General features: G+C 42.1%; 15 protein-coding genes and 1 pseudogene. 3 read left to right on the top strand and 13 right to left on the bottom strand.

Annotated features, from left to right (window positions below):
* Positions 1–102: 102 nt before the first annotated feature.
* On the top strand, positions 103–339 hold the full coding sequence (locus BMY62_RS15135; RefSeq protein WP_218143002.1) for a hypothetical protein: 237 nt from the start codon (positions 103–105) through the stop codon (positions 337–339).
* Positions 340–342: 3 nt separating this feature from the next.
* Here BMY62_RS15135 and BMY62_RS15130 read toward each other — a convergent pair whose 3' ends face one another.
* The 12 genes from BMY62_RS15130 to BMY62_RS15070 all read right to left on the bottom strand — a co-directional run bounded on the left by BMY62_RS15130 (position 343) and on the right by BMY62_RS15070 (position 7,675).
* Positions 343–873 (bottom strand): hypothetical protein, encoded by a 531-nt coding sequence (locus BMY62_RS15130; RefSeq protein ID WP_442753240.1) that lies wholly within the window; start codon positions 871–873, stop codon positions 343–345.
* Positions 874–910: 37 nt separating this feature from the next.
* Entirely contained in the window at positions 911–1,240 is a 330-nt protein-coding gene (locus BMY62_RS15125; RefSeq protein WP_090661890.1) for a DUF6414 family protein, read from the bottom strand.
* Between the two features lie 134 nt (positions 1,241–1,374).
* Entirely contained in the window at positions 1,375–1,776 is a 402-nt protein-coding gene (locus BMY62_RS15120) for a hypothetical protein (RefSeq protein ID WP_090661887.1), read from the bottom strand.
* Positions 1,777–2,023: 247 nt separating this feature from the next.
* Entirely contained in the window at positions 2,024–2,464 is a 441-nt protein-coding gene (locus BMY62_RS15115) for a hypothetical protein (protein ID WP_090661885.1), read from the bottom strand.
* Positions 2,461–3,447, bottom strand: a complete 987-nt coding sequence (locus tag BMY62_RS15110; protein ID WP_090661883.1) for a zonular occludens toxin domain-containing protein — start codon at positions 3,445–3,447, stop codon at positions 2,461–2,463. The genes BMY62_RS15115 and BMY62_RS15110 overlap by 4 nt, the downstream gene beginning before the upstream one ends.
* Positions 3,444–3,761: a hypothetical protein gene (locus BMY62_RS15105; protein ID WP_090661880.1), complete on the bottom strand. Its 318-nt coding sequence runs from the start codon at positions 3,759–3,761 to the stop codon at positions 3,444–3,446. The genes BMY62_RS15110 and BMY62_RS15105 overlap by 4 nt, the downstream gene beginning before the upstream one ends.
* Positions 3,761–4,048, bottom strand: a complete 288-nt coding sequence (locus BMY62_RS15100; RefSeq protein ID WP_090661877.1) for a DUF2523 family protein — start codon at positions 4,046–4,048, stop codon at positions 3,761–3,763. Before BMY62_RS15100 ends, BMY62_RS15105 begins: the two co-directional genes overlap by 1 nt.
* Complete coding sequence (locus BMY62_RS15095; protein ID WP_090661874.1) at positions 4,045–5,337, bottom strand: virulence factor TspB C-terminal domain-related protein; 1,293 nt, start codon at positions 5,335–5,337, stop codon at positions 4,045–4,047. Before BMY62_RS15095 ends, BMY62_RS15100 begins: the two co-directional genes overlap by 4 nt.
* Before the next feature lie 49 nt (positions 5,338–5,386).
* Positions 5,387–5,686, bottom strand: coding sequence for a hypothetical protein (locus BMY62_RS15090; protein WP_090661871.1), 300 nt, complete (start codon positions 5,684–5,686; stop codon positions 5,387–5,389).
* A 78-nt stretch (positions 5,687–5,764) separates the two neighbouring features.
* On the bottom strand, positions 5,765–6,109 hold the full coding sequence (locus tag BMY62_RS15085; protein WP_090661868.1) for a major capsid protein: 345 nt from the start codon (positions 6,107–6,109) through the stop codon (positions 5,765–5,767).
* A 106-nt stretch (positions 6,110–6,215) separates the two neighbouring features.
* Positions 6,216–7,235 carry a phage/plasmid replication domain-containing protein gene (locus tag BMY62_RS16740; RefSeq protein WP_371264100.1) on the bottom strand — a complete coding sequence of 340 codons (1,020 nt, stop codon included), beginning with the start codon at positions 7,233–7,235 and terminating at the stop codon, positions 6,216–6,218.
* Positions 7,236–7,357: 122 nt separating this feature from the next.
* Complete coding sequence (locus tag BMY62_RS15070; protein ID WP_090661860.1) at positions 7,358–7,675, bottom strand: hypothetical protein; 318 nt, start codon at positions 7,673–7,675, stop codon at positions 7,358–7,360.
* Between the two features lie 349 nt (positions 7,676–8,024).
* Here BMY62_RS15070 and BMY62_RS15065 point away from each other — a divergent pair, with 349 nt between their 5' ends.
* Complete coding sequence (locus BMY62_RS15065) at positions 8,025–8,402, top strand: helix-turn-helix domain-containing protein (protein ID WP_090661857.1); 378 nt, start codon at positions 8,025–8,027, stop codon at positions 8,400–8,402.
* A 217-nt stretch (positions 8,403–8,619) separates the two neighbouring features.
* Positions 8,620–8,760, top strand: a pseudogene (locus BMY62_RS16735) (transposase); the annotation flags it as partial.
* A 59-nt stretch (positions 8,761–8,819) separates the two neighbouring features.
* Here BMY62_RS16735 and BMY62_RS15055 read toward each other — a convergent pair.
* Entirely contained in the window at positions 8,820–9,821 is a 1,002-nt protein-coding gene (locus BMY62_RS15055) for a class I SAM-dependent methyltransferase (protein ID WP_090661854.1), read from the bottom strand.
* Positions 9,822–10,208 lie beyond the last annotated feature (387 nt).

The raw sequence follows: 10,208 nt of genomic DNA, 5'->3' as shown, positions 1-10,208 counted from the left end.
ATCAAGTCACCAAAAAAATGTGCGACCTCTTCCTGCCACCTTCCTCTCAAGTTTCTTTCATGATCAGGGGTGGCGTCTACCGAAATGATCGTTAGAGACAATTTGCTTTATATTCCGGAATGGAAACGCGGATTGTCTCCTTATGAAATACGGTCTCTATTCTGGGAATGCCAACTTAACCGCTATTTGAAAAGTGAATTGAAATTATTGAAACAGGAAATTGAACGGCGTAATGAGGAAATTGATAAGCTAGAAGTTAAAGCAGCGTTTTATAAAAAAAATTTAGTTTTTGAAAGCCAGTTTGGATGGATTTTTGAAAAATACAATTATCAAAAGTAAATTTTATACTTCTGTATATAAAGCTATTGGATCAATAATAATCTCATTATTCAATCGGCCTGTAAATGTACCTTCGATACTGGATATACTAGAAATCAAATTCATTAAAGCCTTTTTTATGTTTGCGGGTTCTGTGTTTTTGTTTTGGTCAACAAATAGATCCGGTTTTTTGCTCGGATACTGTGTAATAATACCAAACAAAATAAAATCAACTTCTGTTTTTCTAGAATATTTACGGATAACGAGATCTTCACGTTCACGTAAATTTAAACGGTTTAAATTAGCCGATACTATAAAGTTTTCTAAGGTCATTTGAACCTCAAGTTGATCTTGAAAACCATAGTTTAAAACTAAAGCCAAACTTTTTAAAAATTCTGGATCTAAATGCAGATTATTATCCTTTGCTAATTTTTCAAGATTAGCTTTCATTTTCGAGACACTTAATTGCTTTCTTGTTTCATTGATTTCTTTGTGTTTGGTAACACATGTTAACGCTTTTCCTACTTCATTATAGTTTTCAATAGTATTCTTAATTGAGTTAATATCATTAAAAATTGCTTTAGATTTGATTTTAATGAATGATTTTTTTTTTATCTAAAAATCCATTTAAAGAATTAAAATCCATATCATTTGATGGTAAAACAACCATCTCTTTATCTAACAGCTCTGTTTCAAAGATTGTGTATGAATAATCATTTAAAAACTTTTTTTCTGATTTTCGGTCGCTCCGTTTTAGAATGTCACCCAAAACGCGACCACTACCAAATATGGCTTTTTGCTCTTTTGAATCACTTCTTTCAGAAACAGATTCATTTAATACATATTCAGTAACGCCTGCAAACAACTGGGAGGATAACGAGTACATTTTATCCTCATCCAAATATATAAAATTCTTAATCATTATTTTTTCTTTGTATGTACTCGTTATAATATTTCTGGCGTGTTGAATATAAAGACCAAACCACTCCAAAAATACCTACAATAGAAACTAAACAAGTGAGTGCAATTATTATTTCTGTCATGGTAAACGCCTCCTTAAATATTAGACGTTGTCTTTGATATCCTATCATAAACTGAGTAACTTATCATGAACGATATAACGGCAAGAATTTGTGTACAAAGTTTTAAAGCATCTAAATCAACTAAACCATCATCAATTAAAGTAAGTGCGAATAGTAAGCTATAGAAAACAATAAAAATTATAGATAAACCATTTTGAACAGTTTTCCAATTCCTATCATGGTCTTCAAATGTAAGATGTTCAATTTCATTTATATTGGAAACATGTAGTATTAAACCAAATGTAACAAGATCTGCTGATACCATTAATTCCATATTCGTATCATTAGTTACAAGCCATACTAAAAAACGAGAAAATACGGGAATCAAACCAATCAAAACAGTGTATACCAACCACTTAATTTTTATATTTCCCATATTTTGTTATACCTTTTTCACAAATCTTAATATTTTAATAACTTTAAATCACTATAAGCTCGCCGCTGGGCATGGGTGCGGGAAGGTTCCCGCACCCTGCTCTGAGCTTATTGGGTTTGTGCGCCGTCAAGGGTGCGCAAGCCAGAACCGGAAACTTTTAATATAGTACCATTAAAACTTTCCGTTTCTGCCCTTGACGTTTGTGGGGTTATTCGTTGATTACTAAGGGTTTGTTTGCTGGTGGATGTCAATTAATCTGGTTGATCAGATTTTTAGCAGATAAGACAGAGTTAATTATAGATTCTGTAACTGGGTGTACTTCATCAACTTCGATTAGTGCATAGCCATCTTTTAGCCCTTCTACTTCATATTGATCGGGCTTGTTATAAACTACGTCATTGATATGAAAGATCGTTCCATGTCCTAAAGCGCGTGTTTCAGGCTTGCCGTGGATTTCCTTGATATAGCTTGGTGCAATGATCAGTTCTTTACCCCAGAGTTCTTCTGGATCAATTGATTCCGGTATTTGAATAATCAATGAAAACCGCAGGCCAAGGGACAATTCATCATAGGTTTTTTCATCGACCAGCAGCGATTGATAATACCCGAAATGGGACTGGATTTCTGAAATCATTGCGCTGTAGTCAACATTCATTTTTTTCTGGATTGCTCGTTTTAGCTTTTTCATAGTTGCACCTTTGTTGATCGTTTGGTTTGTGTCCAGCCGTGCTTTGCAGCAAGTTGGCAGGTTTCTTTGGGGATTACGAGGCGTTCTGAGGATTGGCCGTAGCAGACGCAGCCGAAGTGCTTAGAATCGAGACAGGCGGCTATTCTGTCCCAGTCGTATTTGGTTGATAGCAGTGTCGGTAACAGGCGCGTGATTTGTTCGGGTTCGTTTTCTTTTTTTTCTTCTTCTATGTTTTCCGGTTCCGGTGTTTCTTGTTGGCTGGAGGTTATGACGCTGACCGGTTGCGTTTCTTCTGTTTCCTGTATTTCTGTTTTCGTTTGTTTGGCTGCAAATACCTGGTAGGAAGAATAAAAGATTACCGGCAGTGCAAGAAACAATGCGAATGTTGCATAGATTTGTATGGGTTTTCGTTGTTTCAGTTTGCCGTGGTGTTGTCCTGAGTGGTACAGCTCGAATGCTTCGGTTCTGACTTTGAACGGTACGGTTACGGCCTGATCGCGGTTTGATTTGGCGGTGGGATTCGAGCAGTATTCCGGCCATTCAAGCATTTTATGGCCGGACCATTTTTTCAGGATGTGTTTGTGGACGGATACCTGGGAGAGTACGCCGGTATGCAGCAAGTGCGGTTTCTGGGTGATGATCAGAAAATCGATTCCATAGTGGCCATGCTTGGCAAGGTGCGAGATGTCTTCGGGTATGTTTTTGACGCCGGCTGCTGGCCAGACTTGCCATGCTTCATCAATGACTATCAGCGAATTGGGCGGGATGTTTAGTAGCTGGTCTTCTTCGATTTCTTCGGAGTACTGGCGTTCATGCCAACGTTTGAGCCACATTTCTGTAACTTTGATGTGTGGAATTTTCAGTTTCGGGATTCCGTACACGTAGACGTGTTTTCCTTGGTCTACGGCGGGTTTGATGATGTCCCAGACTGCATAGGATGTTTTGCCGGTTCTGGGTACGGCAGTTAATAGCGTTATAGTCATGATCTGATTTCCTCAACCAGTGGGCAAACTGTAAAGCGTTTTTCCCAACCTATGGATTTCAGGAAGGTGCTTGCCAGATCCAAGTTTCTGAATGAAAGCGGTTGTTTCAGGGTTTCATCTTCAAACAGCAGGAAGTAACCCTTTTTTTGAATCTCGAAAAGAAATACACAAGGGAAATTTTCATCATGCTGGTTTGTCAGGATACTGATGTTGTTTACTTTGGATCGGGACAAAAGTTTTTGGATTTCGCCGGGGTAAATCGGCAAAGCATAGATAATTGTGTTTTGATCCAGATTTAAAACGTAATTGTTCATTATGTGACTACTCCAAAGGTTTTACCGCTGGCCAATACGGCCTTGAATGTGAGTGCTCCGGCGATAATGCCGAAGGCTTCGCCGAATCCGGCAAGGCCGACGATGGCGGCGGCAAAGCCGGTTATGCCGCCATAGTGGCCTTGTGCCATTCCAATCAGTGTTGCAAGTGTGGTTGCTATGATGGTGTAAACCAGTACGCCAAGCCCCAGACCGCCCAATACTTTTCTGACAATTGGCAGTGCTGCGGCTTCAAGGAATGCGCCCAGTGGGATGGTAATCAAGCTCATGTTGTGGCTGGCCTCGCTGATGTGATGACAATAAACGCGCCTACGATGGACGCGACTAATAAAATGATGGGTTTCATGGATATGGCAAAATCACAGAATGGTTGACTGCTGAATGTGTGGTTGCCAAATGAAAGGCTCATTTCAATATCAGGCGGACACGCCCCGCCGCCCCATGATGCTGTATCAAAGGGTGCCTCGACTTCTTTTTCCTGTAGTTCGGTATCGCTGACGGTATCGAACTCCACCTGTATATCGAGCTCCGGCGCTTCGGCTGGCGCCGGTTGTGCTGTTTCTGTCACGGTGGTGGTTTGGTTGGTGATGTTGTTGTTGATGTCGTAGTTTGTGACTGTGGTGGTTTCTGACAGGTCGAGGTGGTTGGGGTTTTGGCTTGTGGCCGCGTCGGTAATCTCGATTGATGTTTCTGTGGTTTCTGTGCCGGTGATGTTGCCCTGTCCGTCCTTGATTTCCTTGTTTTCGGTGCCAATGGTTTTTTCTATGGGTGCGTCAAGGGTTGGCGGTGTTGATACATCAACGGGCACATCCCCGCCATTGTCCAGAACGTGATCGGTTGAAGCTGCATCGTTCAATTGGTCGGCTGCGGCGTTCCAGTCTTCATCTGTTGGCGTTCTTTGTTCGCCTTCGGGCGGATTGCCTCCGGGCATGCCGCCCGGCGTGGTTTTGGAAAGCAAGCTACCAAACGCGCAAATGGTTTGACATGATGTTTGAACGCCCCAACCGGCCGGTTGAGTTTCACCTGGGTGGTCGTTTGGGCACCATACGGAAGCCTGTATAAGTGTTTCAGGATTTGCTAAATGGGTTTGCAGGTTTGTGTATGTGGTTACTGTTGGCCAATGGGCGGCGTTGTCACAACTCGGGTTTTGACCGTCGACAATTGCAGTTCCACTGGTGTCATTAAATAACCATTCTCCGGCTTCATCACAGATGTTTGTTTCCTGACAGATGTATGAAGCGGTTCCAATTGCTATTCCGACCGGTGTCAGTTTTCTGGCCAGTGAAGCCAGTGCACCGCCGACCCTTGCAAGGTCAACGACTGCGGTTCTGGATATGTCAACGTATTGATTGCCCTTGCTGGTCGGTACGGGTACGCGGTTCTGTACCTGTAACTGTGTACCGGTACTGATACTGGATATGGTGCCGCGCCCGTTGATGGTTTTGTAGTTGCCGGAAGAATCGCGAATGATGCCTGAATGCTGTGATATGTCGATGATTTCAGCGTGCAGGGTTACGGGAAACAGTAGCAGTAAAAGGATTAGCGCAGGATTAGCCATAATGCCCCCAGTATGGCAATCATGACGGCATAAACAGGTATATCGATGCTCATGATCTGACTAGTTTGTAGAGTTCACGAAATGACCACGCAGCGACCCAGACACCGGCGACCATCCAGCTTAACTCGATTGCATCGGCGATCAGGTCGGGGCAGTCGATTAATGACGGGGTAATACTATGGTTGATGGTGGTGGCGGTTGCGGGATCGTAGAAGGTCATATCCACGCCAGAGGTTGTCGGGGTGCAGGTGATTGTGTAGCCGTTGGATATGGCTGGACAATCTGCAGCGACAAAACTGTGGAGTTCTTCAGCTGTGGATACGCAGCGTTCTTTGAACAGGTAGGACATAGAGAATGTCCCGGCCTGATCCTGATCTAACGGAGTAGTTTTGTGACATACAGTTATAAGATCAGGCCGGAAACCCCGTTAGATCGTTCTACGCAGCCAGCGGAATGCTGCAGCAGCTACCAGAACGCCAAAAACGGCGGAGCCTACGGTTGCGACATCGGCGAGCGCGTCGCTAATTGCCGTTGTGATCGCTACATCAACAGCGGCAAAACTGATTGATGGTAACATAATCAAACAGGTTGTTGCTACTGTAACAAATGCGCTTTTTCTGAAGAATGCGCGGCGGGACTGGTTAACTACTGCGCCTTTCCCGATGTATTCACCAGAGACAACCGGCGGGTTGATGGTCTGGATGAATTGACGATAAAGGTTTTTTGCTTTGCACCCGAGCGCTATCACAGCGTCTTTTGCTTTCTTGAACATGGTTTTTTCTCCTATGTAAGGTTAATGAAAAATGGTGCGGGATTGCACCGGTTACAGCTTGATGGAAGTTAAAATTTTGACTTCCAAGAAACTGTAACCGCTGGAATCATTCACCGACTGCCTTGAGTTCTTCCACTTCATCATCCAAGCTGTACCAGTCCGGCATGCTGATTGGTTGCATTTCAACGATTCGCACTTTGACGGGAAAGGTTTCTATGTTTCTTGGTTCGGTTATGTCTATTCCATACTCGCGCAGTATTCGGGCGTGACGGTAAAAGGTGCCGTTGGGCAATAATTGTTTCAAGTCCTGCCCCGCCATCCATGCCGCCGCATGCACGCGGCTTTTTGGCGGTATCTGGTCGAGTATGTCGGGTTCGTCGCTGCGGTCGACAGCGTTGAATATTTCGGTTTGATCATGGAATACACGTATCAGTTTTTCATCGCTGATGCTTCCAATTTCAACCATATCGAGGTCGTTTAAAAGTCTGCGTTTTAATTCTATTTCCACTCTGACAACTCCCTGTTGTTTGCACCACTGGTAAACCGGATCGTCTTCGCTGCATCCGTGTTTGAGCATTTCAATGTGTTTGATGTAGGCTTTTAGCATGTGCCGTGTGTTGACCCACCAAACTGATTCATCCCCTGCCCGTCCTTTTTTCATTCTGGAGACTGAACGGCTTGCAAGCCATCGAATGAGATTTCTTGCCTGAGATTCTGAACCCGTCGCAAAGTTGGCGGTGAGGTCGATACGAGATACTCTCGCAGAAAAGGTGTCTTTTTGATGATCTGCCAGCCCAGTTTTTCCGGTTGTGAAAGCCGGGAGCCCTTTACCCAGGAGTATTCGATTGCATTTGTTAAGGGTTTGGTGCCAGTTACAATTGAAAAGGTTGTCTTTGCGAGAAAACCGGCCGATGTTTCCCGAGAGTGATATATGACGACCGTCACTCTTGATCCTAATGGCTGTTTCATGCGATCCGCGAAAATTCGCGGCGCGAACTCTTTCAAAGCGAGCCACGCCTGTGGCGTCATAGTCAACATTGACCCCCCCTGTGTATATAGGGAATGGTTCATGCCCTGTATGTAGTTGAGAAATGGTGACCCAATCGATAAAGATTTCATTAGACATACTCGCAAAAGACAACTTGAAAATTTTTGTTTCACTGCCAAAATGGCAGTAAACGGCGCAGCTTAAAAATTAATCAAAATGGCCTAAAAATTCCCAAAATGGGAATGAACGGCGTAGTGTTACTAGCCGTTTGAAACTGCCTTGACCGTCGGTTGGGTTGTGGTGCCGGTGACAATCTGGGAAAGTTTGTTGTTCCGACCCATGACTGTTTCGGTTGTCAGTTCCATCATGCAGGGGTATTTGTGGCCTTCGAATTGTTTGATTGCTTCGGGATCGACATCTATTTCACCGACTTCGTACCCGTAACCCTGAACGCTGAAATTTTTACCGTTGACGTTTTCAATAGGTACGACTGCCAGCAATGTGCACATTTCAAAAGGATTGCCGGATTCCTTGGCGATTCCGGACAGACGTTTAACGCCCAATACTTGAATTTTCATGGTTTAATGCTCCTGTAGATAAAAAAATGGTTCAGGCCTTCGCGCGCTCATGCTTCGCTTGCTCAGACCTGAACCGGATTTGATAGTGGTAATTCATTCGTATCGGTCAAGTGCTGGTAATCACTGTCTGAAAGAATGGAATTAGGGTGATAATTTCTCCAAAGGTCGGAAAATTCAGGTAATTTTCCGTTATCTGTAGCATGGGATATTGCTAGAAAGTAAGAATTCATAAATAACCCTGATTGACTTGTGGAGTTTATAGAAGTAAGATGCAACAAAATCATAACTACTAAGGTAGTTAATTTAATAACTACTACGGTAGTTGTCAAGGAATATTTAGGTGAAAACTATGGAAATGAGAGAATTTATTGAAATGGGCGAAAAAAAAGCTGGCACACAGAAGCAGTTGGCTGAATACCTTGACACCAGATATACAACATTGGGACTTGTGAAAAATGGCAAAAAGAGCTTGACCACTGCCCTATGTATCAAACTTGCACGCTACATAGAAGTAGATGAACTTGAAGTTATTGCAGCAAGTAACTTGATAATCGAGAAGGATGAAGAACGGAGAAAAATTTTTGAGAGTTGCTTGAAGCGAAGCAGCAAGGCTGCCAGTATTGCTATGATTATTGGTGCGACGGCTTTGAGTGCCCCTTCTACCAACAGTTTTGAAAATTCAGGAAGTTATCATACTTCCGTTGCCAAACAATTTATATTATGTTAAATTGCTTGTAGGCGATACAATAGAAGGCTAACGGACAAAATACAAAATTTCTTTTTTGAACTTTGGCTTTCCACGACTCCATCCTTTAAGCTAGTTTCAATTTATATGAACGATCTCAAGGAATTGCTGGATCTATGGATGTCAGAAAATGAAGGTTCAATTCTGGTTGAATGACCTGACAAAGCTTCAGAGCCGTGGCGTCAAAGATATTCTGATGGACAATATCTGCACACTCTTCAAATATCCCGAAGACATCAGAAAAGCCATCTATACTACCAATGCCAACGAATCACTCAATAGCGTTATTCGTAAAGCGATCAAAAAACGTAAATTGTTTCCATCCAACGATTCCGCTAAATTGTGACATAACCTTATTTTATTCGATATTTGAAACTCTCTATGTTTTGTTGCAGCTTTTTAGTTACTGTTTTTTTGTACTTTGGAATAAGCAATTTTGGATTGTTGGGATTGCGCAATATTTGCCAGGTTTTCCACGGAACCGGCATATAAAATGTTTAACTCATTAACCGATTGGCATTTAATATCGTTTATTTTTGTAACTTCTAGTGAATCTGAAAGTGCATTTAGTGGAGCGCCGCCTTGATAATTAAAACAGATAGCAACTTTATCACCCTTGGATACTGTAAGTGGTTTAGCCAAGGGAAAAACTATATATTGTGTATACCAATCCTGAGTGCTACATGTCTCCATATTAAGAGCCAGTATGTTTTTAGTGATAAGCCGTAAGGCATTAAGCTGACCACTCTGGGTAATCATTATTTTCCCATCCCAACTACAATTTGGGTTAAATGGCTCGGCATAGGTCAAAAATTGAAATATTTCGGGATCACTGAGATTTTGGCTTCTTGCTTGAATTGAATAGGGATCTTGAAACAATATCGTGGGTGCATTAAAGCCCTCAAAATTAAAATCCTGTTGTATTGGTTGAATAGCCTGAATGCTGGCTTCCGGTACAAAGACGGGCAATGGCCCGCCGAACTTTTCTAAATAACGTTTTTTAAAAGCATTGATAACGGGCATTTGTTTTTCGCGCAGCAAACCAGTATGCAACATTTCACAGATTACAACATCAACGGGTTCAGGCGGCAGGTAATACATAGCATCTGCCTGAATTACATCAATCCTGTCACCATTGGTATTTTTTTTAATTAATTTACGTGCAGCCTCCACCAACTCCGGATTGCGTTCAACGCAATAAACCTTTTGCGCTTTTTGCGCGGCAAAAAAAGACTGCACACCCGTTCCACCACCCAGTTCTAAAACTTTGGCGCCTGGTTTTACCACCCAATCAATTGCCTGCTTAAAGCCTTTCATCCGGTGGGGATCATTTAGCATGTTGTGATGGTAATGTAGTGGAATGAACTGGCCGAGTTCCAGACTTTCAAACTTATTTTGCATATTGGTTCCTGAATATAGGTTACTACACAAAGAATATATAACAAGAATTTAAACTTCTATATTGCAGTATGCCAGTACACTGAACACTTTATATTGCCAAATTACAGGCAAATTGTCTTTTTATTAGTAATTGGAGTCGTCATCTGGCGGCCAGATCTGTTGATTTGATCTAATACATTTTATTTGATACTTAAAGTGAGTTTTAACGGTTCTGACTGGCAAGCATTATAAAAGCATCATTAACATATCAGGATTTATTTATTTTGTTTCATTTCTTCCGTCTTTTTTCTAAAAGGGCATATCTAAAAATTGCGATTACAAAACGAAGCAAGTCTGGAAGTGAAGTTATTTTTCCTGGTTAGTGTATAATAACATTTTGTTTATTAT

The organism is Nitrosomonas marina, assembly GCF_900111605.1.
Taxonomy (GTDB): Bacteria; Pseudomonadota; Gammaproteobacteria; order Burkholderiales; family Nitrosomonadaceae; genus Nitrosomonas; species Nitrosomonas marina_A.
Note: the sequence above shows the minus strand (reverse complement) of the source record. Positions and strands in the feature narration are given on the sequence as shown.

Bases quoted from the DNA above. Each gene is read 5' to 3' on its own strand.
- BMY62_RS15055 (WP_090661854.1), bottom strand. From the start codon at position 9,821: ATGCAAAATAAGTTTGAAAGTCTGGAACTCGGCCAGTTCATTCCACTA.
- BMY62_RS15095 (WP_090661874.1), bottom strand. From the start codon at position 5,337: ATGGCTAATCCTGCGCTAATCCTTTTACTGCTACTGTTTCCCGTAACC.
- BMY62_RS15110 (WP_090661883.1), bottom strand. From the start codon at position 3,447: ATGACTATAACGCTATTAACTGCCGTACCCAGAACCGGCAAAACATCC.
- BMY62_RS15070 (WP_090661860.1), bottom strand. From the start codon at position 7,675: ATGAAAATTCAAGTATTGGGCGTTAAACGTCTGTCCGGAATCGCCAAG.
- BMY62_RS15065 (WP_090661857.1), top strand. From the start codon at position 8,025: ATGGAAATGAGAGAATTTATTGAAATGGGCGAAAAAAAAGCTGGCACA.
- BMY62_RS15105 (WP_090661880.1), bottom strand. From the start codon at position 3,761: ATGAACAATTACGTTTTAAATCTGGATCAAAACACAATTATCTATGCT.
- BMY62_RS15120 (WP_090661887.1), bottom strand. From the start codon at position 1,776: ATGGGAAATATAAAAATTAAGTGGTTGGTATACACTGTTTTGATTGGT.
- BMY62_RS15115 (WP_090661885.1), bottom strand. From the start codon at position 2,464: ATGAAAAAGCTAAAACGAGCAATCCAGAAAAAAATGAATGTTGACTAC.
- BMY62_RS16740 (WP_371264100.1), bottom strand. From the start codon at position 7,235: ATGTCTAATGAAATCTTTATCGATTGGGTCACCATTTCTCAACTACAT.
- BMY62_RS15090 (WP_090661871.1), bottom strand. From the start codon at position 5,686: ATGTCCTACCTGTTCAAAGAACGCTGCGTATCCACAGCTGAAGAACTC.
- BMY62_RS15085 (WP_090661868.1), bottom strand. From the start codon at position 6,109: ATGTTCAAGAAAGCAAAAGACGCTGTGATAGCGCTCGGGTGCAAAGCA.
- BMY62_RS15100 (WP_090661877.1), bottom strand. From the start codon at position 4,048: ATGAGCTTGATTACCATCCCACTGGGCGCATTCCTTGAAGCCGCAGCA.
- BMY62_RS15125 (WP_090661890.1), bottom strand. From the start codon at position 1,240: ATGATTAAGAATTTTATATATTTGGATGAGGATAAAATGTACTCGTTA.